This window comes from Streptomyces sp. AC555_RSS877 (assembly GCF_019049245.1).
Taxonomy (GTDB): domain Bacteria; phylum Actinomycetota; class Actinomycetes; order Streptomycetales; family Streptomycetaceae; genus Streptomyces.
In genome coordinates, this window is sequence record NZ_JAGMUK010000025.1 from 76343 (window position 1) to 100751 (window position 24409).

18 protein-coding genes are annotated in these 24409 nt (G+C 72.4%); 11 read left to right on the top strand and 7 right to left on the bottom strand.

Annotated elements, in window-relative coordinates; all coding sequences use genetic code 11:
• Nucleotides 1-71 precede the first annotated feature (71 nt).
• The 4 genes from KUM49_RS11630 to KUM49_RS11645 form a co-directional block, all read right to left on the bottom strand.
• On the bottom strand, nt 72-1085 hold the full coding sequence (locus KUM49_RS11630) for a substrate-binding domain-containing protein (RefSeq protein ID WP_217236684.1): 1014 nt from the start codon (nt 1083-1085) through the stop codon (nt 72-74).
• A 270-nt stretch (nt 1086-1355) separates the two neighbouring features.
• On the bottom strand, nt 1356-2177 hold the full coding sequence (locus tag KUM49_RS11635; protein WP_217236685.1) for an SAM-dependent methyltransferase: 822 nt from the start codon (nt 2175-2177) through the stop codon (nt 1356-1358).
• A gap of 78 nt (nt 2178-2255) precedes the next feature.
• Nucleotides 2256-2690 carry a DUF6114 domain-containing protein gene (locus KUM49_RS11640; RefSeq protein ID WP_217236686.1) on the bottom strand — a complete coding sequence of 145 codons (435 nt, stop codon included), beginning with the start codon at nt 2688-2690 and terminating at the stop codon, nt 2256-2258.
• Complete coding sequence (locus tag KUM49_RS11645; protein WP_217236687.1) at nt 2690-3349, bottom strand: DUF6230 family protein; 660 nt, start codon at nt 3347-3349, stop codon at nt 2690-2692. Before KUM49_RS11645 ends, KUM49_RS11640 begins: the two co-directional genes overlap by 1 nt.
• A gap of 511 nt (nt 3350-3860) precedes the next feature.
• Between KUM49_RS11645 and KUM49_RS11650 the strand changes: the two genes are divergently transcribed.
• Nucleotides 3861-4514, top strand: a complete 654-nt coding sequence (locus KUM49_RS11650; protein ID WP_217236688.1) for a Tat pathway signal sequence domain protein — start codon at nt 3861-3863, stop codon at nt 4512-4514.
• 60 nt (nt 4515-4574) lie between these two features.
• Here KUM49_RS11650 and KUM49_RS11655 read toward each other — a convergent pair whose 3' ends face one another.
• Complete coding sequence (locus KUM49_RS11655) at nt 4575-5537, bottom strand: lytic polysaccharide monooxygenase (protein ID WP_217236689.1); 963 nt, start codon at nt 5535-5537, stop codon at nt 4575-4577.
• A 481-nt stretch (nt 5538-6018) separates the two neighbouring features.
• On the opposite strand from KUM49_RS11655, the gene KUM49_RS11660 reads away from it, so the two are divergent.
• From KUM49_RS11660 to KUM49_RS11680, 5 genes are all read left to right on the top strand, one after another.
• Complete coding sequence (locus KUM49_RS11660) at nt 6019-7818, top strand: S8 family serine peptidase (RefSeq protein WP_217236690.1); 1800 nt, start codon at nt 6019-6021, stop codon at nt 7816-7818.
• 300 nt (nt 7819-8118) lie between these two features.
• On the top strand, nt 8119-8796 hold the full coding sequence (locus KUM49_RS11665) for a ScbR family autoregulator-binding transcription factor (protein ID WP_217236691.1): 678 nt from the start codon (nt 8119-8121) through the stop codon (nt 8794-8796).
• A gap of 402 nt (nt 8797-9198) precedes the next feature.
• Complete coding sequence (locus tag KUM49_RS11670; protein WP_217236692.1) at nt 9199-9846, top strand: ScbR family autoregulator-binding transcription factor; 648 nt, start codon at nt 9199-9201, stop codon at nt 9844-9846.
• A 36-nt stretch (nt 9847-9882) separates the two neighbouring features.
• Complete coding sequence (locus KUM49_RS11675) at nt 9883-11055, top strand: damage-control phosphatase ARMT1 family protein (RefSeq protein WP_217236693.1); 1173 nt, start codon at nt 9883-9885, stop codon at nt 11053-11055.
• 73 nt (nt 11056-11128) lie between these two features.
• Entirely contained in the window at nt 11129-11881 is a 753-nt protein-coding gene (locus tag KUM49_RS11680) for a class I SAM-dependent methyltransferase (RefSeq protein ID WP_217236694.1), read from the top strand.
• Here the strand turns inward: KUM49_RS11680 and fxsT are convergent.
• Nucleotides 11839-15105: an FxSxx-COOH system tetratricopeptide repeat protein gene (gene fxsT / locus KUM49_RS11685; RefSeq protein WP_217236695.1), complete on the bottom strand. Its 3267-nt coding sequence runs from the start codon at nt 15103-15105 to the stop codon at nt 11839-11841. The genes KUM49_RS11680 and fxsT overlap by 43 nt on opposite strands.
• Before the next feature lie 424 nt (nt 15106-15529).
• Here fxsT and cyc2 point away from each other — a divergent pair, with 424 nt between their 5' ends.
• The 4 genes from cyc2 (at nt 15530) to KUM49_RS11705 (ending at nt 21818) form a co-directional block, all read left to right on the top strand.
• Nucleotides 15530-17686 (top strand): germacradienol/geosmin synthase Cyc2, encoded by a 2157-nt coding sequence (gene cyc2 / locus KUM49_RS11690; RefSeq protein ID WP_217236696.1) that lies wholly within the window; start codon nt 15530-15532, stop codon nt 17684-17686.
• Between the two features lie 855 nt (nt 17687-18541).
• The gene (locus tag KUM49_RS11695; protein ID WP_217236697.1) at nt 18542-19156 is read left to right on the top strand and encodes a PDZ domain-containing protein; all 615 of its coding nucleotides are present in this window, start codon (nt 18542-18544) and stop codon (nt 19154-19156) included.
• A gap of 523 nt (nt 19157-19679) precedes the next feature.
• Nucleotides 19680-20807, top strand: coding sequence for an aminopeptidase P family protein (locus tag KUM49_RS11700; protein WP_217236698.1), 1128 nt, complete (start codon nt 19680-19682; stop codon nt 20805-20807).
• Nucleotides 20808-20879: 72 nt separating this feature from the next.
• Nucleotides 20880-21818, top strand: a complete 939-nt coding sequence (locus KUM49_RS11705) for an aminoglycoside phosphotransferase family protein (protein WP_217236699.1) — start codon at nt 20880-20882, stop codon at nt 21816-21818.
• 75 nt (nt 21819-21893) lie between these two features.
• On the opposite strand, the gene treZ is transcribed toward KUM49_RS11705, so the two are convergent.
• Nucleotides 21894-23639 carry a malto-oligosyltrehalose trehalohydrolase gene (gene treZ / locus KUM49_RS11710; protein WP_217236700.1) on the bottom strand — a complete coding sequence of 582 codons (1746 nt, stop codon included), beginning with the start codon at nt 23637-23639 and terminating at the stop codon, nt 21894-21896.
• 172 nt (nt 23640-23811) lie between these two features.
• Here treZ and KUM49_RS11715 point away from each other — a divergent pair, with 172 nt between their 5' ends.
• On the top strand, nt 23812-24363 hold the full coding sequence (locus KUM49_RS11715; protein ID WP_217236701.1) for a DUF1707 and FHA domain-containing protein: 552 nt from the start codon (nt 23812-23814) through the stop codon (nt 24361-24363).
• The last annotated feature ends 46 nt before the right edge of the window (nt 24364-24409 follow it).

The following is a 24409-nucleotide window of genomic DNA, read 5'->3' on the forward strand; positions in this document are numbered from 1 at the left end:
CTTGGGCGATCGGCGGGGAGGTGAGGGAGGGGGAGGGGTGAGCGGCCGAGGCCTGCGGTCGCCCGGTCCGGTCAGCGGGTTCCGGCCGCGGCGAACCGCGCGACCGAGGCGACGTTCGTTTTGGTGACGAAGGCCGGACCGGTCAGTACGGGAGCCACACCACCGCCACTCAGGTTGCCGTTGGTCTTGTACAGCCACACGGAGTCCACAGCGAGGTAGCCCTGCAGATACGGCTGCTGGTCCACCGCGAACTGTACGTCCCCGTCCCGCACGGCCTTGACCAGGTCCTTGTCGAGGTCGAAGGTGGCGACCCGGGCGCCGTTGCCCGCCGTCTTCACCGACTCGACCGCGGCCAGCGCGAACTGCGCGCCCATCGTGACGACTTCGTCGATGCTGGGATCCTGGCGGAGTCTGGCCGTGATGGAGGCGTTCACCGCGGCCATGTCGGTGCCGTCGACGTAGAGCATCTCGGTCTCGCCGGTGAACGTCTTCTTCACGCCGGCGCAGCGCGCCTCCAGGGCGACGTTGCCGCGTTCGTGGATGACGCACAGGGCGTGTGCGGCCTTGAGGCCGTCCAGCTTGTCCCCGACGGCCCGGCCCGCGACGCCCTCGTCCTGGCCGAAGTACTGCAGCAGGCCGGCGGACCGCCAGGCGTCGATGCCGGAGTTGAGACCGACCACGGGGATGCCCGCCGCCTTGGCCTCGGCGACCGGCCCCTTCATCGCCTGCGGTTTGGCCAGGGTCACCGCGATGCCGTCGACCTTGTCGCGGATCGCGTCCCGCACCAGCTCCGCCTGCCCGTCGGGGTCGGAGTCGTTCGCGTACGTCAGCTCGATGCCGTCCTTGGCGGCCGCGACCCGGGCGCCCTTCTGCACCAGCTCCCAGAAGTCGTCCCCCTTGCCGCCGTGGGTGATCAGGGCGACCTTGAGCCGGCCGGAGCCCGCCTTGCCCGCCGCGTTGGCGTCCGCGTCGAGCCGGGCACCGCCGGAACCGGAACAGCCGGCGAGGAGCAGACAGACCGCGGCGGCCACCGCGGCCCCACGGACGGGAGCGGAGGAGGCCTGAGGTGGGGGAGGATTGTTCATGAGGGAGCACCTCGCTGTGCGGCCGAGCAAGTGGAACACGAAAGTGAGGCCGAATCGCAGGTGCGCCGGCCGGTTGAACTTTCACTGGCTCGGAGCCAACCGTGTGTGACCGCCGGTAGTCAAGTGATCGACCGCTCGCAGTGAGTTGTCGGTGCCGCATCGTGATGGTCCCGCCGCTGGCGGGAGGGCCGACGGCGGTGCCCGCGAGGTGGCGGGACGGGCACCCGCCGCCCCCCGGGCAACGCATCCGAAGGCGCCGCGGCGCCCCAGTCACGGCTTGCGCGCCACCACCCCGTACATCGCGATGTCCTCGTCCCGGATCACCTCGGTGCCAGTGCCGGTGCCGGTGCCGGTGCCAGTGCCGTCCGGACGCCACTTGTGGACCTGGACGATCCCCGGTTCGACGAGTTCCAGTCCCGTGAAGAACTCCTCGGCCTCGGCGAAGGTGCGCAGCCGCATCGGCATGCCCCGCGCCGCGTACTCCCGGGCGACGCGGCCCACCTCGTCCGGTGCGAACTCGGCGGTGCCGATGGACATCGCCAGGAAACTCCCGGAGGGCAGCGGGTCGAGGAGGCGGCGGACGATGCCCACGGCGTCGTCCTCGTCCATCATGAAGTGGACGATCGCGATGACCGTCAGGGCCACCGGCCGCGTCAGGTCGAGGGTCGCGCGCAGTTCGGCGGCGTCCAGGATGCTCGCCGGGTCCCGCATGTCCGCCTCGACGTACGCCGTCCTCCCGGCGGGCGTGCCGTTCAGCAGGTCCTGGGAGAGCGCGAGGACGAGGGGGTCGTTGTCGACGTAGACGACCCGGGCGTCCGGGGACACCGACTGGGCGATCTCGTGGATGTTGGGGGAGGTCGGGATGCCCGTGCCGACGTCGAGGAACTGGCGTATCCCCGCCTCCTCGGCCAGATGCCGCACCGCCCGGTTCATGAAGTCGCGGTTGGCCCGCATGTGGACCGGCAGCGCGGGCCACTCCCGGCACATGGCGTCGCCTGCCTCGCGGTCCGCCGGGTAGTGGTCCTTGCCGCCGATGATGTAGTCGTAGATCCGCGCGGAGTGCGCGCTCCCGGTGTCGATGTCTCGCTCCATGCACCTCCCTTCCCATACTCAACTCGCTTCTAATCACACACAGTTGAGCAGGGAGAGGGGGTTCCTCCGGTCCGGTGCCTACGCGGCCTGCTGGACCGCCTTCGTCTCGCCCCTCTCGCGGCGCCGCTGCCGTCGACTTGGGCGCGGCTCCTGGTCGGGAAGCCAGCCGAAGGTCAGGCAGCTGCCCACGACGCCCAGCAGGAGGCCGATGAAGAAGCCGCCCAGGTTCGAGGTGGCCCAGGTGCCCAGGGACAGCAGGACACCGGTGATCGCGTAGAAGAGCCGCTGCACGGGGTTGAAGAGGATCAGCAGCCCGAGCACCAGCATCAGGGCCGGCAGGAGGTAGCCCGCCAGAGCCTGTGCGCCGGCGTGCAGCATGACCTCGAGCGACGCCTTCACGGTGAGCAGGATCTCCGCTCCGCCCAGGGCGAGCAGCAGCCCGCCCCAGAACGGACGGACGGCCCGCCAGCGCCGGAAGGCGGACCGCATGCCCTGACGTGGCCGCTCCGACATCAGCAGCCCTTGCTGCTGAAGCCGAGCTTCAGGCCCGGCAGCTTGAAGACCGCGGCCGTGGTGGCGTAGTTGGTCTGCCGCAGATTGGCGATGCGCACGGTGTCGGCCTGTTGGCTGAACACACCGATCGGGCCCTTCACGCCGGCCTTGGTGAGGGTGCTGGCGTCATTGCCGATCTCGATGTTCTCGAAGGAGGCGTCGCCGGACAGCTCGGTCGAGTCGGTGGTCAGGTCGGTCGCCTCGACCTTGTCCTTCCCGCCTCCGGCGGTGATGAGCAGGTTGGTGCCGCCCAGGTCGACGCTCTGGCACAGCTTCGTGAGCGTCGCCTTCTTGATCGCGGACGTGATGACCAGCACCTGGCCGCCGGTGTCGCCCTCGTTGGGGCTGCCCGGTGCCATCTGGTCCAGGCCGCCGAACTGCTCGAATCCGGTGCCGTTGAGTTCGGTGGCGGTGACCGTGAAGGGCATGCCGGAGATGGCGAACTGCACGCCCAGCGCCCCTTCGGCCGTCAGGATCGCGAGCCCTGCGGCGACCGCGGCGGCCGGTACGGCCATGATCGCGGCCCGTCTGGCCCGGACCCGCCCGCGTCTCGCGGGGGGTTCGGAGGCTTCGGGGACCGCTGGTGAGGCTTCGGGGACTGCTGGAGAGGACGAGGCCATGGTTCTGCTCCCGTGGGCATAGTCAATGCGGTTGGGGTTCAGTGGCACACGTTGTCCTGGCGCGGACAGCGGAACTGGGCGCACGTCCCTCGCGACTCCCGGCGGATGCAAGGGCTTTCTCTGGTTACGCGTCAGTAGCCGTCGAGGAAGTTACCGGGGGTTACATCAGGGGGTCAAGCATGTTGCGAGAAAAGTGTGGTGATTGTGTGCCGCCTGTGTTCCGCAGTGCCAACTCCCGTACAAATCCTTGACGTTGGCGGATCGGCGGGTCTACAACTCTCCCTGGCTTCCCCCAGATCCGTGGCGCCGGATCCAGCCGCTTCCCGGACGTTCTGTCCAGTAGGGCACTTCACTGCCCGCGTGCACCTCCGAGTGCAACCCGAGTGCATCCCCGCGCTCGACCCCGAGTCCGACCCGGTACGAGCACGTCCCCTCCAAGGCACCCGCACGGCCGCTTCTCCCTGGGCCGTGCCGGTCGCCCTTGCCCCCACCCCCAGAAAGAGGCACCCGCATGCGTACGCGATCCCTCCTCGCCCTCACCGCCGCCGTCGCCGCCTTCACCCTCCCCGCTCTCTCGCCCGCCGCGGCGGCCGACGGCGCGGTCCTCACCACCGGCGGCCTCGGCGGCACCGCCGCCGCGGTCGGCGACGTTCTCACCGCGCCGCTGGCCACCGGCACCGCGGCCACGCTCTACTCCAGCGCGACCGGCACCAGCGGCATCTCGTGCACGTCCTCGCAGTTCACCGCCACCGTCACCGACAACCCGGCCGCGCCCGGCACGGCCACCGAGTCCCTCGACGCGCACACCTTCGCCAGCGGCTCCTGCACCGCCAACGTCATCGGCGTGCTCGGCGTCACCAGCATCACGGTCAACAACCTGCCGTACACCACCTCCGTGACCTCCGACGGAACCGTCACGGTCACCGCGGCGAGCGGCTCCGCCATCCAGACCACGGTCGTGCTGCGCACCCTGCTGGGCAGCATCAACTGCGTCTACCAGACGCCCGCCCTGGTCGGCACGGCCGACAACGCCGACAACAGCATCGCCTTCGTCAACCAGCAGTTCACGAAGACGTCCGGCTCCTCGCTCTGCTTCGCCAACGGCTACTTCACCGCGAAGTACGCCCCGGTGACCGACGGGGACGCCCTGGTATACGTCAACTGACCCTCGTAGCAAGAGGGTTGGGGACAGAGGAGTCCAGCACCGGAAAAGCAGACACGGTGCTCAGCGTCGACGCAGACGCAGCGCCAGGGCGGCGCCCCCGACGAGCACCAGCATCGCGGCGGCGCCGCCCGCCAGTGTCGGCGCGGACGGGCCGGAGCCGGAGTCCCCGGTGGCCGCCACCGGCGTGCTGTCGGGGGCGGCGCCGGCCGCGGCGTCGGTGCCGGCCGTCCGGCTCGCCGTAGCGGGCGGGGCGGCCTGCGGGGTGCTCTTCTTGGCGGGCGTCGGGGTCACCGAGGCAGTCGCGCTCGTACGGTCCCGGTCCGCGTCGCCGCGGTCCGCCGTGGGCGACGGGGAACTCGCCGCGGCCCCCGCGCTCTTCGCCGCGGGGAACACCACGTCCGAGCAGGAGTAGTACGTGTCCGGCGTGCTGCTGTTCTGCCAGATCGTGAACAGCACCTGCCGTCCCGTCCGGTCGGCCGGAAGCGTCGCCCTGAACCGGTACGCGCCGTCCGTCAGTGCCGGGTCCGTCACTTGCGCGAACGGCCGCTCCGGCAGGTCGGACCAGGTCAGCGGCTTTGCCGGGTCGTAGCCCGGCTTCGTCAGATAGAGCCGGAAGGTGCCGGTGTGCGGGATGGTCGAGACGTACCGCATGGTCAGCGTCGCCCCGGGGGTCATCCGGGTCGAGGGCCAGTCGGAGCGGGCGAGGTCCAGGCCCTGGTAGGCGGGCAGGCCGCCGCTGCACAGCTCGCCGTCGGGGATGGTCTGCCGGTCCCGGCCGTTCACGTTCGCGACGCGCAGGTTGTCCCACGCCGTGAAGGACGTGCCGTTGGCGGCGACGGCCGCCCGGCAGGCTGCCGACCCGGACGCGCTGCCGCCGTCGGGGGAGCAGGCGAAGACCCGGCTGACCGGATCGGTCGGGGCACCGTGCGCCTGCGCGGGCGCCGCCGCCCACACGCCCAGCAGCAGCGAGCTCGTGAGGGAGGCCGCCAGGGCGGCGGTGCGGTGTGCGGTGGTCCGGGACATCCGGAACGTCTCCTCGGCCTGAACGGGATCGAACTGCTCGCGTGCGGTGAACGGTGTGCTCCCCAGGAGTACGGGCAACGGGCCCGGCGCGTTCACGGGGCCGCCAACCGGCGCAAAGCAGACCGTTCCCGGTCAACCGCCCGGTGTCGAGGGTGGGTTCCCGGCCGGATCAAGGGTTTCCCCTGTATCCCCGTGACCGTTCCTTTGCCTATCGTTCGGGCACAGCCGCCCCACAGGTGACCCCGAACGGGCCGGCCCCGCGCCTGGTCGGCCACCGCGCGCCCTTTCGCCTCACCCCACAGCGTCACCGCCCCACGGCGTCCGCTTCCCCCCACAGCGTCACCCCCCACAGCGCCACGCCCTTCAGCGTCGCGCCCTTCAGCCTCACCCCCCACTCGGCTTCACCCCCCGCCGCTTCACCGACGAAGCGATTCGACCGCCACTCCGCGCTGCCCCGAGTACGGCCACGAAAGGCAAGCCCTTGCGTACCTCTCTCTCCTCCAGACGGAAGCTGATATCCGTCGCCGCGGTCTCCGCCGCCCTCCTGACGGCCGCCACCACCACGGTCGCCGTCGCCCAGGAACCCGCCTCCCAGGAGTTGGCCGTCCCGGCCGCGCTGACCGAGGCCGCCCCCGGCACGGCGGCCGAGCGCCTGATCGTCGGCTACACGTCCGGCGCCGCCGAGGCCAAGTCGAACAAGGCCGCCGAGGCCGACGCCGCGGCCAAGGGCAAGGAGGCCGGCGAGGACCTCGACTTCCAGCGCCGCCTCGGCACCGGAGCCGCCCTGGTCGACCTGGGCGCCGACCTCACCCGGGCCGACGTCGCCGACGTCGTCGCCGAGTTCGAGGCCGACCCGCAGGTCGCCTACGTCGTACCGGACCGCCTGAACACCGCGAAGGCCGACCCGAACGACACCGAGTACGCCAAGCAGTGGGACCTCTTCGAGTCCACGGCCGGCATGAACGTGCCCGGCGCCTGGAACACCACGACCGGCACCGGCGTCACCGTCGCCGTCATCGACACCGGCTACGTCGCCCACACCGACCTCGCCGCGAACATCGTCGCCGGCTACGACTTCATCGCCGACACCGCCGTCTCGGTGGACGGCAACGGCCGTGACAGCAACCCGGCCGACCCGGGCGACTACTACGCCGCCAACGAGTGCGGCTCGGGCATCCCGGCCAGCAGCTCCTCCTGGCACGGCACGCACGTCGCCGGCACCATCGCCGCGGTCACGAACAACAGCAAGGGTGTCGCGGGCATCGCGTACGGCGCGAAGATCTCCCCGGTGCGCGTGCTCGGCAAGTGCGGCGGCTACGACTCCGACATCATCGACGCCATCACCTGGGCGTCCGGCGGCACCGTCTCCGGTGTCCCCGCCAACACCAACGTCGCCAAGGTCATCAACATGAGCCTGGGCGGCGACGGGGCGTGCACCAGCGCGACCCAGAGCGCCATCAACGCCGCGGTGAACCGCGGTACGACCATCGCCGTCGCCGCGGGCAACGAGAACGACAACGTGTCGGCGCACTCGCCGGGCAACTGCAACAACGTGATCTCGGTCGCCGCGACCAACCGCACCGGCGCCAAGGCCTCGTACTCCAACTACGGCGCCCTCGTGGACATCTCGGCGCCCGGCGGCCAGACCAGCACCGGGACCGCCAACGGCATCCTGTCCACGCTCAACTCCGGTGCGAGCACGCCGTCCTCGGAGTCGTACGCCTACTACCAGGGCACCAGCATGGCCACCCCGCACATCGCGGGCCTGATCGCGCTGCTGAAGTCGGCCAACTCGGCGCTGACCCCGGCGCAGATCGAGACGGCCATCAAGAACAACGCCCGTGCCCTGCCGGGCGCCTGCTCGGGCGGCTGCGGCGCCGGTCTCGCGGACGCGGCCAAGACCGTGGCGGCCGTCAGCGGCGGTACGAGCACGGGGACGACCTTCTCCAGCACCACCGCCGTCGCCATCCCGGACAACGGCTCGGCGGTCGAGTCCTCCATCGCGGTCAGCGGCCGCAGCGGCAGCGCCCCCTCCGCCCTCCCGGTCGGTGTCGACATCACCCACACCTACCGCGGTGACCTCGTCCTCGACCTGGTCGCACCGGACGGCACGGCATACCGCCTGAAGGCCGCGAGCTCCTCGGACTCCGCGGACAACGTCGCCACCACCTACACCGTGAACGCCTCCTCGGAGACGGCCAACGGCACCTGGAAGCTGCGCGTCCAGGACACCGCGGCGCAGGACACGGGCACGCTCAACGGCTGGAAGCTCACCTTCTGAGCCGTCAGGCGTGACAGACAGCAGGACGGACAGACAACAGGCGGGCCGGCCGGTGCGGATGGAGCACAGGCCGGCCCGCCCGTGCGAGCGCGGCGTGAACGACGCCGCCGCCACCCGGCAGTGCGGGGCTGACGCCGCACATACGGGACACGCGGTTGTTTTCTTCGAGAAAACCCGGGAAACAGCGCGTTTTCGCGTGATCCATGGCTGGTAACGGTCGTCAACCGTGCCGTATCATACGGCCCAACCGGTTTGAAACAGGGTTTGCCAGACATCTTGGCACTCGGCAGGAGACCACGCATGGCACGACAGGAACGCGCGATCCGGACTCGCAACGCGGTACTCGAGGCCGCGGCGGCGGTCTTCGCCGAGCGGGGTTACGAATCGGCCACCATCGTGGAGATCCTTGAGCGTGCCGAGGTCACCAAGGGAGCGCTGTACTTCCACTTCCCGTCCAAGGAGGACCTGGCGCACGGTGTGCTCGAACACGCCGTGACCGAACTGCCCACGGAACAGCCGATCAAGGTCCAGTCGTTCGTCGACATGGGCCTCATCCTGGCCTACCGGCTGCCGCGCGAACCACTGCTTCGCGGTGCCGCCCGGCTCGCGGCCGACCAGAGCGCGCAGCGCTTCTTCGGCCGGCCCTGGCAGGAATGGTCGGCGGTGACGGCCGACCGGCTGGCCGTCGCCAAGGAGAAGGGTGAAGTGCTGCCGCACGTGGATCCGGTGAGAACCGCCGAGACGATGGTCGCCGCGTTCACCGGTATCCAGTTGATGTCCCAGGCCACGACGGACATGGCCGACTTCGCCGAGCGGGTTTCGCTGCTCTACGACCTCGTGCTGCCGAGCATCGCCGTCCCCGGTCTGCTGGGACAGGTGGACACCTCGCCGGCACGCGGCGAGCGCGCCTTCGCCGATGCCCGGACCGCGGCCGAGGCGGCGCGCGAAGTCGCCCCGGAGGCGGACTCCCAGCGGTAGGGCAGGCAAGGAACCGCTCGAACTCCCCCTGCGGGGGCGGTTGCGGCCGGTCACCGGCCGCCGAGTACCCGCCCGGAGCAGGCGCACCGCACCCACGAGGACCTGCCGGCCCGTCACACCACCGGGAGAGTCACCGCGCCGATGAGCGGCGCCCTCACCGACGGCACGCCCACACGACGGTCACCGCATCGCCACACCGCGTGACGAATGGGTCGACTCCTCCTCTTCCGCAGGGGGTTGGCCCGTCGAAGGCGGAGGTAGAGGCCGTAGGGGGCGACGGAGAGGAGGCGCGTCCCCTGATCGGAAAAACCGGTCGGGGCTGTGCGGCGGGGTGAGTTATCGTATGGCGGGGGAAGAAACAAACGGCGCAGACCGTTCTTTTCCACCAGGAGTGTGCAGTCGATGCCGAGGCAGTTACGCGCCGAGCAGACCCGCGCGACGATCATCACGGCCGCAGCCGACCTGTTCGACCGGCACGGCTACGAATCGACCAGCCTGAGCGACATCGTCGAGCACGCCCAAGTCACCAAGGGTGCCCTCTACTTCCACTTCGCGGCGAAGGAAGACCTGGCGCACGCGATCATGGAGCTGCAGTCCCATGCCTCGCGCGGACTGGCGAACGAGATGGAAGCCCGCAGTTCCACCTCACTCGAAGCCCTGATGCGCCTCACGTTCGGCATCGCGCACCTGTCCGTCGAGGACCCGATCCCCCGGGCCGGCCTCCGCCTCGCCACCGGGGGAGTGGAGGTGCGCGCCCCGCTGCGGCACCCCTTCACCGAGTGGCTGGACATCGCCTCCCGCAAACTCCTCAGCGCGGTCCGTGAGTCCGACCTCCACCCGGACACCGACGTCGACGCCGCGGCCCACTCCCTCGTCTGCTCCTTCGTCGGCACCCGCGTGGTCAGCCGCCACCTCGAACCCGTGACCCGTCAGCCCCGCAGACTCGCCGAGATGTGGCACCTCCTGATCCGGGGCCTGGTCCCGGTACCCCGCCGCGCCCGCTATCTGACGCTGGTCACGCAGCTGGAGCGGGAGGTGAGGGCGGTCTGACGGGAGAAGCCGGAGCCGCCCGGTAGCGTGAGGCGCATGCCCGACTCTCCGCTGTCGCCCGTGATCCTCGGCAACGCACCCGGTTCCTTCCCGCGCAGTGTGCTCGCGGAGCGGCATCCGGCCATCGTCCGTCAGGTGCGTGAGGCGTTCCCGTACGGTCCCGAGCAGCACCGTGCCCTCGACGAACTGCTCGCGAGCTGCGCCGAGGGTGTCATCGAAGCGCTCCCCGCCGACGCGCACGACCGGGACCGGTGGAAGACCTGGGGCATCGACACGTACGCCGGCCGTTCCTGGTTCGACGTGCCCTGGCTGTGGTCCGAAAGCCACTTCTACCGTCGGCTCCTCGACGCCGTCGGCTACTTCGGCCCCGGCGCCTGGCAGGGCATCGACCCCTTCCGTCCCTCCAAGCTCGCCGAGCTCCACTCCCCGGAGACCGACGACGAACTGGCGGCCCTCGACGACCTCACGGACCGGCCCGAGGACGAACAGGCCACGGCTCTGCTGCACGGCTCGCTGTGGGGCAACCGCGCCGACCTCGGCTTCCGTCTCTCCGACGCCGCCGCGGAGGCCCGGGCCGCCGCCCCGGGCCTGGTCGCCGACGACAGCGACACCCTCTGGTCGTTCCTCACCGGCGCGGGCACGCTGTACCTGATCGCCGACAACGCGGGCCGTGAACTGATCCCCGACCTGCTGCTCATCGCCCACCTCCTCGCCCACGGCCGCATCGAGCGGGCCGTCCTGCACGTCAAGCCGTACCCCTACTACGTCTCCGACGCCACGACCGCCGACGTGGTGGACGCGCTGCGCCGGCTCGCGGCCGCACCGGGTCAGGCCGGCGTGCACGGACGCCTGCTGTGGTCCGCCATGGCCGACGGCCGCCTCACGGTCCGCGCCCACCCCTTCTCCTGCGCCCCGCTGCCGTACGCGGACATGCCCGACGACCTCCGCGCCGAGCTCACCGGGGCCGCGCTGACCGTCGTGAAGGGCGACCTCAACTACCGCCGCCTGGTCGGAGACCGCACGTGGCCCCCGACGACCCCCTTCGCCGACGTCACGGCCCACTTCCCCGGCCGGGTGGCGGCTTTGCGCACCCTGAAGTCCGACGTGATCACCGGCCTCGACGCGGACACCGAGGCGACCCTGGTCGCCGCCGAGGGGCAGCGCTGGCGCACCGGCGGCACCCATGCGCTGATCCAGGTCAGGCCATGAGGAGCGTTATGCTGCCGAGTTGTACGGGTGGGCTGCCATACGTCCCGCCGACGGGCAGCGAAAGAGGACGGCCTTGACCCCGCGGTACCTGAGAAATCCAGGGGAGCCCGTCTACGACGTGGACGCACGGCGGTACGTCGAGGTCACCGACGCCCGGGACGAGGCCGACCTGCACGACGTGTTCACGGACATCTACCGCACCAACCGCTGGGGCTCCGACGAGACCCGCTCCGGACCCGGCTCCGAACTGCAGCGCATGAAGCGGGTCATGGCCCAGATCGGCGAGCTGGTCCGGGAGCTGGGTGTGCGCTCGGTGCTGGACGCACCCTGCGGCGACTTCAACTGGATGCGGCACGTCGATCTGCACGGCGCCGGCTACCTCGGCGGGGACGTCGTCGCGGAACTCGTCGAGAGCAACCGTGCCCGCTTCCGCGCGCCCGGCCGGGACTTCCAGCTTCTCGACTTCACCGCCCAGCCGGTGCCGCGCGTCGACCTCATCCTGTGCCGGGACGCTCTCGTGCACTTCTCCTACCAGCACGTGGTGGAGGCGCTGACCCGCTTCCGGGAAAGCGGCTCGCGCTACCTGCTCACCACGACCTTCTCCCGGACCCCGGCCAACACGGACATCCTCACCGGCTGGTGGCGACCGATCAACCTGCGGCTCGCCCCCTTCGGGCTGCCCGAGCCGCTGCGGGTGATCGGCGACGACGAGTCCGACGACTTCTACGACGACAAGACGCTCGCGCTCTGGGACCTCGGGCAGATCCCGGCCCGCTTCCCCGGCTACGAGCCGGCGGCGGCCGAGTCGGGGTCGCTGGGCGCGTGAGCCCCGGGGCGGGCCGATGGGTCCTCGTCCGTCGTCCCCCGATCCCCGGCCCGTAGCCGGGCCACGACATCCAGCGCCTCCCGTGCCGCCCGGGTCCGCGGGTGCCGCAGCCCCAGCACCTCCTCGCACGCCTCCCGGACCTCGCTGAACTCGTCCTGCGCGGCGGCTAGTTCACCCTTGCCACGCAGCAGGTCGGCCAGGTTGTGCCGTACCGCCAACGTCCCCGGATGGCGCCGCCCCAGCGTCTCCACGCAATCCGTCAGCACCGTCCGGTACTCCGCCTCCGCCTGCTCGACGCGCCCGCGCAGATGCAGGACGTGGGCCGCGCCGTGCCGTACGGACAACGTCAGCAGGTGCTGCTCGCCGAGCACCGTCCGCCGGGCCTCGTACACCTCCCGGAACTCCGCCTCGGCCGCCTCCAGCCGGCCCCGGTCCGTCAGCAGGTCGGCCAGGTTGTGGCGGACGGCGAGGGTGCCCGGGTGGCGGGGGCCGAGGGTGTCGACGCAGTCGGCGAGCACGGTGCGGTACTCGGTCTCGGCGCGGTCGGTGCGCCCGCGCAGGTGCAGGACGTGGGCGGCGCCGTGCCGTACGGAGAGGGTGAGCAGGTGCTGTTCGCCGAGCACCGTCCGCCGGGCCTCGTACACTTCGCGGAACTCCGTCTCCGCCGCCTCCAGTTGGCCGCGTTCCATCAGCAGGTCGGCGAGGTTGTGGCGGACCACCAGGGTGTGCGGGTGCATGTCGCCGAGCAGCCTGCGGCGCACCTCGAAGACCTCCCGGAACTCGCTCTCCGCGTCGCCCGGCCAGCCCCGGTCGCGCAGGACGGTGGCCAGGCCGTGCCGGGCGGCGACCGTGTCCGGATGGTCCTCGCCGTAGGAGTCGCCGCGCAGCTCCAGCACCGTACGGAACTGGCGCTCCGCCTCGGCCAGCAGACCGCGGTCACGCAGCACGTCGGCGAGGTCGTGGCGGACGGCGAGGGTGCCGGGATTGCGCTCGCCGAGGACCTCCGCGCACACCTCCAGGGTCTCCCGCAGCTCCAGCTCGGCCTGCCGGAACATCCCCCGCTCGTGCAGCACCTGCGCCACGTCGTGGCGGCTCGCCAGGGTGTCGGGGTGGCGGTCGCCGAGCGCCTCGCGGTAGGCGTCGAGCACCAGACGGTGCTCCTCCTCGGCCTCCGCGAGCAGCCCGCGCTGCCGGGACATCCGGGCCACGCCCTTGCGGGCCGCGAGCGTCTGCGGGTCCCGCTCGCCGAGCAGGGCGCGCCGGCTCGCGTACACCGTGCGGTACTCGGCCTCCGCCTCGGCGGGCCGGCCCCGGTCGCCCAGCAGCTCCGCGAGCGCGTAGCGGGCGTCGGCGGTCTCGCCCGCCGCGTCGCCGAAAAGGGCGCGGGTGTCCTCCAGGACGGTACGGACCAGGGACTCGGCGGCGGAGAGCCGACCGCGCAACTGCAGCAGGTGGGCGGCGGCGGACCGTACTTCCAGCGCGTCCGGGTCACGGGGCCCGCAGGCGAGGACGACCGGCTCGCAGGCGTCGAGGACCGCCTCGGCCCGGTCGAGCCAGCCCCGCCGGAACAGATGCCGCGCCCCGGCCGCCGCAGCGCGCAGCGCCTTGGAGACCAGCTCGTCGTCGGCCTCGTACGGATCGCCGATCAGGGCGAGCGGCGCGTCGCAGTGCGGGAGCAGCAGCCGCCAGAGCGGCCAGTCGCGCGGGTCGTCCTCGCTGAGGTCGCAGGTGGCCGCGACGACCAGGTCGGCGACCACCGCGCCGTACTCCTGGAGGTGTTCGGCGAGGTCCCGCTGACGGCGGCCGGCGTCCCGGACGAGCGGGTGCAGCAGCAGGCTGCGCGCGTGCTCGTCGCCGCCGCGCGGGGTGTGCAGCTCGACCAGGCCGAAGTCGGCGAGCGAGGTGAGCGCGGTGTAGAGCTCCTGCGGGGTGATGCCGGGCAGCAGCGCCGACTCGGCGAGCCGGTCCGGGCGCAGCAGCCCGACCAGGGGCACGGGCGCGTCGCCCAGGCAGCACAGCAGGCGCATCAGCGGACGGGCCTGCACGATGCCGCGCCGCTCCAGCAGATCCAGGGAGAGCTCCCAAGTACGGCTGACCGTCGCGGTGTTGGTGCCGCCGGGCTGGCCGGGCGGGTCCTCGTCGAGGAGCTCGGTGAAGCGTTCGTCGAGGGCCGCGTGGTAGTCGGTGTACCTCCGCACGGCGCTGGTGCCCGGCCAGGCCGGGAACGCGGACGCCGCCGCGAGGTAGGAGCCCGCGATGCGCAGCGCCAGCGGCAGCCCGCCGAGCCGTTGCGCCAGCAGCTCCGCCTCCTCGCGCGACCCGGCCCGCTCCCCGGCGAGGTCGCACAGTACGTCGGTGGCGTCGGCGCCGGCCAGCGCGTCCACCGGGTGCAGGGTCGCCCAGGGGCCCCAGGTCGCCGGGCTGCCGTCCCGGCTGGTGATGAGGACCAGGCCGGGCAGTTCGGCGGCCGGCCGGATCCAGCCCGTGCCCTCCGCCAACCGCCCCTGCGGGGCGAGGTGTTCGGGTTCGTCGGCGTTGTCCACGACGAGCAGCCACGGCTCCGTCCGGTCGCACAGCCGCCGCCACAGCAGGTCGGTGGCGCTGGAACGCCCCGACCAGGCCCGGTCGATGAGATCGGCGGGCGTGCCCAGCGCGGCCACCACCTCGCGCATCCCGGCGCTCAGCGCGGCCGGGTTGGACGCGGTCACCCACCACACGTCCACGCCCAGCGCGGAGGCGTACGCGGCGATCTCCAGCGCGACCGTGGTCTTGCCGCCACCGCCCAACCCGTGCAGCACCCGCACGCCCGAAGTGGGCTTGCCCACCAGCTGCTTGAGCGCGTCGAGCAGCGGCTCCCGCCCGCGCACCCGGCGGTCGAGCCGGCCCAGCGGCGGGGCGACGGTCAGCGCGCCCGGGGCGGGCGACTCGGGTGCCGCCGCGGGGAGCCCGAACTGGGCGTGCGGGGCATGGATGACGATCGGCCGACCCGCGCCGGAGAACTCCTCCACGAACGCGGTCAGTTGGCCGGACAGCTCCGGGTTCCTGGCGAGCAGCGTGCGCAGCGTGGCGTCCCACCGCTCCCGCTGTTCGCGCAGGATGATCTCCTGCCGGCCCGGCGGTGCGGCATCGAGCGCGGCCCGCGCCCGGTCCAGCTCCGCCACTTCCTCGCGCCCCAGGATCCGTGCGATCCTCTGCCGGGCCGCCTGCCAAGCGTCCGTGGTCATCAGAGCGACCATCGTGCCCGCGGCGGCGGCAGCGGTCTGGGTGAACAACTCTGCCCCGAACATCGAGGACCCCCTGTCGGCACACACCTCGACGGCTACGTCCGAACCCCTCTCGCGACTTCAGGGTCTCATGTCCCGTGCACGGAAGGGGATTTGAAAGCGCAGGCGACGTCCGAAAGTGCGGGATGAGCGACGGTGGCCGCGGTGTTGTCTGCGGTGACACCGAGCGAGGGAGCCCTCGACATGCGCACACGCGCTCGCCTGGGTCGCCGGCGAGGTCGTTTCCCACTCCGCCGAGGAGTGAGGGCACTTTTCCCGAGGAGCGAGGGCCGGTTCTCCAAGGACTGACGGCCAGATTCACACGATGGTGTGATCATCCCCGGCCCTCCGGATGCCCCGACAGGGCCCTGGGTAGGGCCCGGCCATGACGCAGCAGCCTTTCGAACTCCCGCACTTCTACATGCCGTATCCCGCGCGGCTGAACCCCCACGTCGACGAGGCCCGCGCCCATTCGACCCGGTGGGCGCGGGACATGGGCATGCTGGAGGGGTCCGGAGTCTGGGAGCAGGCCGACCTCGACGCGCACGACTACGGCCTGCTCTGCGCCTACACCCACCCCGACTGCGACGGCCCCGCGCTCTCGCTGATCACCGACTGGTACGTGTGGGTCTTCTTCTTCGACGACCACTTCCTGGAGATCTTCAAGCGCACCCAGGACCGGGCCGGCGGCAAGGCCTACCTGGACCGGCTGCCGCTGTTCATGCCGATGGACCTGTCGACGCCGATGCCCGAGCCGCAGAACCCGGTCGAGGCGGGCCTCGCCGACCTGTGGGCGCGCACCGTGCCGTCGATGTCCGCGGACTGGCGCCGCCGTTTCGCCGTGGCCACCGAGCACCTGCTCAACGAGTCGCTGTGGGAGCTGTCCAACATCAACGAGGGGCGGATCGCCAACCCCGTCGAGTACATCGAGATGCGCCGCAAGGTGGGCGGCGCCCCCTGGTCGGCCGGACTCGTGGAGTACGCGACCGCCGAAGTGCCCCCGGCCGTCGCGGAGTCGAGGCCGCTCAGGGTGCTGATGGAGACCTTCTCCGACGGCGTCCACCTGCGCAACGACCTGTTCTCCTACCAGCGGGAGGTCGAGGACGAGGGCGAGCTCAGCAACGGCGTGCTCGTCCTGGAGACCTTCTTCGGCTGCACCACCCAGGAGGCAGCCGAGACCGTCAACGACATCCTCACCTCGCGGCTCCACCAGTTCGAGCACACCGCCTTCACCGAAGTGCCCGCACTGGCCCTGGAGAAGGGCCTCGCCCCGGCCGAGGTCGCCGCCGTGGCCAAGTACACGCAGGGCCTGCAGGACTGGCAGTCCGGCGGCCACGAGTGGCACATGCGCTCCAGCCGGTACATGAACGCACGCGCGCGGTCCACCGCCCCCTGGCAGGGCCTGACCGGCCCCGGCACCTCCGCCGCCGACGTCCGCGCGCTGCTCGCGTCGGCCGGCGCGGAACGCCTGCGCGCCTACACGCACGTGCCGTTCCAGAAGGTCGGCCCCTCCCTGCTGCCCGACTTCTACATGCCCTTCCCGCTCGAACTCAGCCCGCATCTGGAGGGCGCCCGCCACCGCCTCACCGACTGGGTGAACGCCATGGGCATCCTCCAGGAGGGCGTCTGGGACGAGGACAAGCTCGCCGCGTACGACCTTCCGCTGTGTGCTGCGGGCATCGACCCGGACGCGACGCCCGAGGCCCTCGACCTCAGCTCGCAGTGGCTCGCCTGGGGGACGTACGGCGACGACTACTACCCGCTCGTCTTCGGCCACCGCCGCGACCTGGCCACCGCCCGGGTGACCACCCAGCGACTGTCGGACTGCATGTCCGTCGACGGGGAGGAGATCGCCGTCCCGCTCAACGCCATGGAGCGCGGACTGGTCGACCTGTGGGCGCGGACGACGGCCGAGATGACGCCCGACCAGCGGCGCGGCCTGAAGGACGCGGTGAACGTGATGACCGAGAGCTGGGTCTGGGAGGTGTCCAACCAGATCCAGAACCGCGTCCCCGACCCCGTCGACTACCTGGAGATGCGCCGCGCCACCTTCGGCTCGGACCTCACCATGAGCCTGTGCCGGATGGGCCACGGCCCCGCCGTCCCGCCGGAGGTCTACCGCACCGGGCCGGTCCGCTCGCTGGAGAACGCCGCCGTCGACTACGCGTGCCTCCTGAACGACGTCTTCTCGTACCAGAAGGAGATCGAGTACGAGGGCGAGATCCACAACGCGATCCTCGTCGTGCAGAACTTCTTCGGCTGCGACTACCCGGCCGCGCTCGCCGTCGTCCACGACCTGATGACCCAGCGCATGCAGCAGTTCGAGCACGTCGCCGCACACGAACTGCCCATCGTGTACGACGACTTCGCGCTCTCGGCCGAGGCACGCGAGGTCATGGAGGGTTACGTGCTCGACCTGCAGAACTGGATGGCGGGCATCCTGAACTGGCATCGCGAGGTCGACCGCTACAAGGCCGACTGGCTGGCCGGGCGGGCCCACGGCTTTCTTCCGGACCGGCCTCCCGCCGTGCCAGTCGGCTGAGGTCCAGGGGTCACACGGGCTGTCCCGCGGCCCGCTCGGCGTGCTCCACCGCCGCTCGCGCCGGCGCGAGCCGTCGCCGGACAGCTCCGGCTGGAAGCGGGAGGCGAGGAAGAACCGCCGGGCAGCGAGAGTTCGGCGATCCGGAGGTGGCCGTCCTCGTCGTCCCCGGAGAGGCGCAGGCCGCGCTCGCGCAGCGCGTCGTACGAAGGGCCGCCGCACCCGAGCCCGGGCTGACCCTCGCCGTCGCACCGACCGCCCTCGGCTCGCGTGCCGGTAGGGGTGCCGGCCCGCGATGGGATCCCGGCGGCCGTCGCCACCGGCACGGCCGGCCTGGGCCTGTTCGACGGCCCGGCCGCGCCCGGCGATCCGCTGCGGCTGCCCGAGGTGGCCCCGCTGACCACGACGGCGTCGGCGAGGAGCCCGGGTGCGTCCCGCTCCCCGAACACCCGTCCCCTGACCCGGCGCACCGGGCTGCGCCTCACGGACCTCGCCGACGCGCGCCGGCCGGACGCACCGGACGCGCACCGAGGGCAGGGGCCGGCCCCTCGCCCAGCCCCGTGCGGCAGACGGCGGCCACGCCTTCCGTCCCGCCCTGCGCTACGAGGGCACCGACCGTGCGTGCCCTGACCGCCCCGTCCGCGGCGGGTCACGGCCCGACCCTGCTGCCCCGGCCGGCGGCGATCGGGGCGCCGGGCGCGGTCGCCGTCCCGGTCACCGAGCCGCGGGTCGTGCGCCGGACGGAGCTGGTGTGGGCGGGCGGGAGTACCTTCCCGCTCCTGACCGGGGGGCAGTCTCACTCGTTCGTGGCTTGTCGGGCGCCGGTGTGCCGGGTAGATCGACATCCGGAGGCGATCGATGGAACAGACTGCGTTGCGACCCAAGCCGATGCCCGGCCGGAAACCCGGCGGCGACACCAGGTCCGGTCCTGCCAGGCGCCCGCACGCCGTGCGCCGGCGCGGCCGGCGGCTGCGGACCCTGCTGTTCGGCGTGTTCGCCGGCACGGTCCTGGTGCTGTCCGGGATCGGCCTCGGCACGGTCGGCGCCACCGTGATCGGCATGAGCAAGCTCGCCGACCTCCAGCGGCAGGCCGGGCAACAGGGGCAGGCGGGACCGGGAGCCGGAGCGCCGGGCGTCCGGGGGAGCATGTCGGCCTCCGCGCACCCCGGCTCTTCCGCGCCGCCCACGACCGCCTCTCCGGCGCCGGTCCGCGCGACCCTCGGCCTGGAGGTCGTGGACGCCGAGAAGGCGGGCGCCCTGGTCGTCGGCGTCCATGTCCCCGGCCCGGGGTACACGGCGGGCCTGGTCCGCGGCGACCTGCTCCTCGTGTTCGGCCGCACCCGGGTCGACTCGGCGGCCGACCTCGCCCGAGCGGTCGCCCAAGCGCGTCCCGGCAAGGCGGTCGTGCTGACGGTGCGGCACCGCAGTGGCGGCTACCAGCAGTTGACGGTCCGCCCCGGCGTGGTCACGTGACCCCCCGCGAGTGACTCGTCAGCCGCCGCTCGCCGTCCCGCACAGGAAAGGCCGGCGCGCGTCCCGGTCCGCGACCTGCTCGCCCTCCGACGACCAGCGGCCGCCCGGCGAACGCGGCGGCGGGTATGTGCGCGCGAGGGGTGATCAGTCCGTCGATCTCGGGCCGAGGCTCCAGCAGCGCCGCCGGCCCGGCCCGGCCGGGCCGGGGCAGCCGGTAGGCGTCGGGCTGGGGGGCACCTCCCCCCGCCCTTCAGGCAGTGGGCAGGGTGGTGCAGCGCGACCGGCGGGTGGTGGAGGGCGAGCAGGGTCGTCCAGGTGCAGAGCGCTGATGTGGGCGAGTACGCCTGATGTGCGCTTGATGGAATGAGGGGTCCGAGCGTTGGCTTTCCTGGTGGCGCAACGCCCTGACGTCAGCCGAGGTGTGCGGCGGCGCGACCGAAAGACCTGGCAACCGGCTCGCGCTGCCCCCGCTGTCCGGGCAGGATGCTGCCCGTAGTCCCTTCACCTGCCCCGGGAGGCCCGGATGACCGGCAGTACGGCCGCGCCCTTCACCGCCGACGACTACAGGGCCCGTATGGAGCGGGCGGCGAGGGCGGCCGCCGACGCCGGGCTGGCCGCGCTGCTGGTGGCACCGGGACCGGACCTGGTGTGGCTCACCGGCTACGCGCCCCCCGCGACCACCGAACGGCTCACCCTCCTGGTCCTCGCCCCGGAACAGGACCCCGTCCTCGTCGTCCCCGCCCTGGAGGCCCCGGACGCGGCGAAGGCGGCGGGCGCGTCCGCCATGACCCTGCGGGACTGGACCGACGGCAAGGACCCCTACGCCGTCACCGCCGCCCTCCTCGACGCCTCCGGCCGCTTCGGCGTCAGCGACAACGCCTGGGCGATGCACCTCCTGGGACTGCAGAGGGCCCTGCCCGGCACGTCCTACGCGTCCCTCACCGAGGCCCTGCCGATGCTGCGCGCCGTCAAGGACGCGGCGGAGCTGGAGCTGATGGCGGCCGCGGGCGCGGCCGCGGACGCCACGTTCGAGGAGATCCGGAACGTTCCCTTCGCGGGCCGAAGGGAGTCCGAGATCGCCGCGGACCTCGCCCGGCTGCTGCGGGCACACGGGCACGAGCAGGTCGACTTCACCATCGTCGCCTCCGGCCCGAACGGCGCCAACCCGCACCACGAGGTGGGCGACCGGGTCGTCGAGCACGGCGACATGGTCGTCCTGGACTTCGGCGGCCTCAAGGACGGCTACGGATCCGACACCTCCCGCACGGTCCACGTCGGCGAACCCACCGACGAGGAGCGACGGGTGCACGACCTCGTGCGCGAGGCCCAGGAGGCGGGCTTCGCGGCGGTACGGCCCGGCATCGCCTGCCAGGAGGTCGACCGGGCCGCCCGCGCGGTCATCGCCGACGCCGGGTACGGCGAGTACTTCATCCACCGCACCGGCCACGGCATCGGCGTCACCACGCACGAGCCGCCGTACATGATCGAGGGCGAGGAACAGCCCCTCGTGCCAGGAATGTGCTTCTCCGTGGAACCCGGGATCTATCTGCCGGGCCGGTTCGGGGTACGCATCGAGGACATCGTCACGGTCACCGGGGACGGCGGCCGCCGCCTCAACGACACGACCCGCGAGATGGTGACAGTGGACTGACGCAGACGCAGCAGCGGTGACACCGGCAGGAGCAGGAGCCCCTACGTCCTCAGGAACGACAACGGCGCGACCATGACCCAGGCACCGACACCCACCGCGGACACCGTCCGCCGGCTGGTCCGTACGCTCCTCAAGGAGAGCGCGGCCAACGCCGCCGGCCCCGACGTCCGGCCCGTCGCCGAGGGCGGCGAGCCCGCCACCTGGTGGGTCGGCACACGCCATGTGCTGCGCCTGGCCCCCGACCGCGAGGCCGCGGTCCGCCGCCGCCGCGAACTGCGCCTGCGCGACCTCGTCCGCCCCCACCTGCCGGTAGCGGTGCCGGTGAGCGTGGCGCACGGCGAGTGGGCGCCCGGGCTGACGTACACGCTGGACACCAAGGTGCCCGGCGGCTCGGGGGAGGAGCACGACGTGTCCGCCGTGGGCGAGGCCGACCTGGCCGGGCTGCTCACCGGCCTGCGCGAGGTGCCGGTCCGCCAGGCGGAAGCGCTCGGGGTGCCGCGCACGGGCCCGCGGTCCCTGGAGGGCCTGCGCCGGGAGGCCGAGCGCGCCGCCGCGCGTCTCGCCGCCGCCGACGAGTTCGACCCCGCCAGCCTCCAGCAGCTCACGGCCCCGGCCGCGGTCCAGCTCGCCGCCCAGTCCGGCAGCGCGGTCCTCGTCCACCACGGCCTCACCGGCGACCGCCTGGTGGTCAGCGCCGACGGCCGGGTGCGCGGGGTCCTGGACTGGACCGACGCGGTCATCGGGGACCCCGCCGAGGACATCGCCGGCCTCGCCCGCGCCGTCGGCTCCCCGGCCGCCGTCCGCGCCGCCACCCTCGCCGGCTACGGCGCCCGCCCCTGTCTGCGCGGCCTCTGGCTGGCCCGCTGCGACACGGTCGTCCACCTCGCCGCCCGCCTCCAGGGCCGCGACGACACCCCCCTGCCCCTCCTGAGGACCCGGCTGCGGCGGGCCTGGGAGGCGATCCTGCTGGAACGGGTGACGGAACTGCGGGACGAGGAGACGGACGAGTAGCGGTACCGGGATGTCCGGGTTCCGGGCCGGTGACGCCTTCCGGGCCGCCGCCGAGGGGCGACGAGCCGGACGGACTCAGTCCTGCAGGAGCACCACGCAGGACTCGCCGGGCACACGCAGCGCCCCGTCCGGGCCCGGCGCCTCGACGGGCTCCCAGGCGGCGAGGACCTGCGCGGGGCGGGAGCCCAGGGGGATCGCCGCCGGCTCCTGGGCCAGGTTCACGGCCACCCGGATGTCACCGCGCCGGAAGGCGAGCCAGCGGCTCTCCTCGTCGTACGCCACCTTCGTGTCGGCCAGATCCGGATCCGTGAGGTCCGCCTGCTCGTGCCGCAGGGCGATGAGCCGGCGGTACCAGGCCAGCACGCGCGCGTGGGGCTCGCTTTCGGGCTCGGACCAGTCGAGGCAGGAGCGGTCACGGGTCGCGGGGTCCTGCGGGTCGGGGACGTCCTCCTCGGCCCAGCCGTGCGGGGCGAACTCCCGCCGCCTCCCCTTGCGTACGGCCTCGGCGAGCTCGGGATCGGTGTGGTCGGTGAAGAACTGCCAGGGCGTGCCCGCCGCCCACTCCTCGCCCATGAACAGCATCGGCGTGAAGGGGGAGGTGAGCGTCAGCGTCGCCGCGCAGGCCAGCAGGCCGGGGGAGAGGGAGGCGGCCAGGCGGTCGCCCTGGGCGCGGTTGCCCACCTGGTCGTGGGTCTGGGTGTAGCCGAGGAGCCGGTGCGCCGGCACACGGTTGCGGTCCAGGGGGCGCCCGTGGCGGCGGTCCCGGAAACTCGAGTACGTGCCGTCGTGGAAGTAGCCGCCGGTGAGGGTCTTGGCCACCGCCGCGAGCGGGGCGCGCGCGAAGTCGGCGTAGTAGCCCTGGGACTCGCCGGTCAGCGCGGCGTGCAGAGCGTGGTGGAAGTCGTCGTTCCACTGCGCGTGCAGCCCGAGCCCGCCCGCCGCGCGGGGGGTGACGAGCCGCGGATCGTTCAGGTCGGACTCCGCGATCAGGAACAGGGGCCGGCCCAGGTCGTCGGCGAGGCCGTCCACGGCCGTCGACAGTTCCTCCAGGAAGTGGCACGCGCGCGTGTCGGCCAGCGCGTGCACCGCGTCCAGGCGCAGCCCGTCGATCCGGTAGTCACGCAGCCACGCCAGCGCGCTGTCCAGCAGGTACGTCCGCACCTCGTCCGAACCGGGCGCGTCCAGGTTCACCGCGGAACCCCAGGGCGTGTGGTGGGTGTCCGTGAAGTACGGGCCGAAGGCGGGGAGGTAGTTGCCGGAGGGCCCCAGGTGGTTGTGCACCACGTCCAGGACGACGCCCAGACCGAGCTCGTGCGCCCGGTCGACGAAGCGTTTCAGCGCCTCGGGGCCGCCGTACGGCTCGTGCACGGCCCACAGCGAGACCCCCTCGTACCCCCACCCGTGCCGCCCGGGGAAGGGACACAGGGGCATCAACTCGACGTGCGTGACGCCCAGTTCGACGAGGTGCCCGAGCCGCTCGGCCGCCGCGTCCAGGGTGCCCTCGCGCGTGTACGTGCCCACGTGCAGCTCGTACAGCGCCGCGCCCGGCAGCGGCCGGCCCGGCCACCGGGCGCGCCACGTGTACCGGTCGTGCTCGACGACCGCGCTCAGCCCGTCCGGACCGTCGGGCTGCCGGCGCGACCGCGGATCGGGCAGCACGGGGCCGTCGTCCACGGCGAAGCCGTACCGCGTGCCGTCCCGCGCTTCCGTATCTCCCCGCCACCAGCCGGCGCGCGCCGGATCGCGCTCCATCGCGCGCGTGGCGCCGTCGCAATGGAGCGTCACACGATCGGCCTGCGGTGCCCACACCTCGAACTGCACGGACGGTTCCCCTTCGTCTGCTCAGTGATGTAGCCCGTCCATCGTGCTTCAAACGCGATCAATGTGCCGGTGAATCCGTCCCATTGCGGCAGGTGTCGCCAGGTGGGCGTGGAGTGGCGGCCGTTTCCGGGTTTTCTGGACACCCGGCGTTCACTGGCCGACAATCACGAACGTGACGTCGTCCTTCGAGTTCAACACGTACCCCGCGCGGTTGTCCGACGCGGAGCGCGACAAGGCGCTGCAGGTGCTCCGTGACGGCGTCGCGATGGGACGGCTCTCGCACGACACGTTCGTCCGGCGGATGGAACTGGCGCTCTCGGCCCGCCGCTCCGACGAGCTCGCGGTGCTCACCGCCGACCTGCCCACCGAGAGCCGCCTCTCCCGCATGGTGTTCGGCACCGTCGAGGCGGTCTCGGGATTCACCGTACGGCTGCGCAGGGCCTGGCAGGCCGAGCGGCTGCCCAAGCTGCTGCTGCCCCATCCCGGCAACGGCCACGCGCTGCGGATCGGCCGCGACCCGGCGAACGGGCTGCGTCTGACCCACGAGACGGTGTCCCGGGTGCACGCCGAACTCGGCCGGCAGGGCGGCATGTGGGTGCTGCGCGACCTCGGCTCGACCAACGGCACGACCGTGAACGGGCGACGGGTCATCGGCGCCGCCGTGGTCCGCGAGGGCGACCAGGTCGGGTTCGGACGGATGGCGTTCCGCCTCTCGACCCACTGAGTCCACTGATTCCACGGAGTCCACGGAATCAAGGCTTGGTTCTGGC

Excerpts from the sequence above, each read along its gene's own strand:
- KUM49_RS11640 (WP_217236686.1), bottom strand. The coding sequence starts at position 2,690 with ATGTCGGAGCGGCCACGTCAGGGCATGCGGTCCGCCTTCCGGCGCTGG.
- KUM49_RS11705 (WP_217236699.1), top strand. The coding sequence starts at position 20,880 with ATGACCCAGGCACCGACACCCACCGCGGACACCGTCCGCCGGCTGGTC.
- KUM49_RS11645 (WP_217236687.1), bottom strand. The coding sequence starts at position 3,349 with ATGGCCTCGTCCTCTCCAGCAGTCCCCGAAGCCTCACCAGCGGTCCCC.
- KUM49_RS11700 (WP_217236698.1), top strand. The coding sequence starts at position 19,680 with ATGACCGGCAGTACGGCCGCGCCCTTCACCGCCGACGACTACAGGGCC.
- KUM49_RS11650 (WP_217236688.1), top strand. The coding sequence starts at position 3,861 with ATGCGTACGCGATCCCTCCTCGCCCTCACCGCCGCCGTCGCCGCCTTC.
- KUM49_RS11665 (WP_217236691.1), top strand. The coding sequence starts at position 8,119 with ATGGCACGACAGGAACGCGCGATCCGGACTCGCAACGCGGTACTCGAG.
- fxsT (WP_217236695.1), bottom strand. The coding sequence starts at position 15,105 with ATGACCACGGACGCTTGGCAGGCGGCCCGGCAGAGGATCGCACGGATC.
- KUM49_RS11635 (WP_217236685.1), bottom strand. The coding sequence starts at position 2,177 with ATGGAGCGAGACATCGACACCGGGAGCGCGCACTCCGCGCGGATCTAC.
- KUM49_RS11655 (WP_217236689.1), bottom strand. The coding sequence starts at position 5,537 with ATGTCCCGGACCACCGCACACCGCACCGCCGCCCTGGCGGCCTCCCTC.
- KUM49_RS11695 (WP_217236697.1), top strand. The coding sequence starts at position 18,542 with ATGGAACAGACTGCGTTGCGACCCAAGCCGATGCCCGGCCGGAAACCC.
- KUM49_RS11670 (WP_217236692.1), top strand. The coding sequence starts at position 9,199 with ATGCCGAGGCAGTTACGCGCCGAGCAGACCCGCGCGACGATCATCACG.
- cyc2 (WP_217236696.1), top strand. The coding sequence starts at position 15,530 with ATGACGCAGCAGCCTTTCGAACTCCCGCACTTCTACATGCCGTATCCC.
- KUM49_RS11675 (WP_217236693.1), top strand. The coding sequence starts at position 9,883 with ATGCCCGACTCTCCGCTGTCGCCCGTGATCCTCGGCAACGCACCCGGT.
- KUM49_RS11630 (WP_217236684.1), bottom strand. The coding sequence starts at position 1,085 with ATGAACAATCCTCCCCCACCTCAGGCCTCCTCCGCTCCCGTCCGTGGG.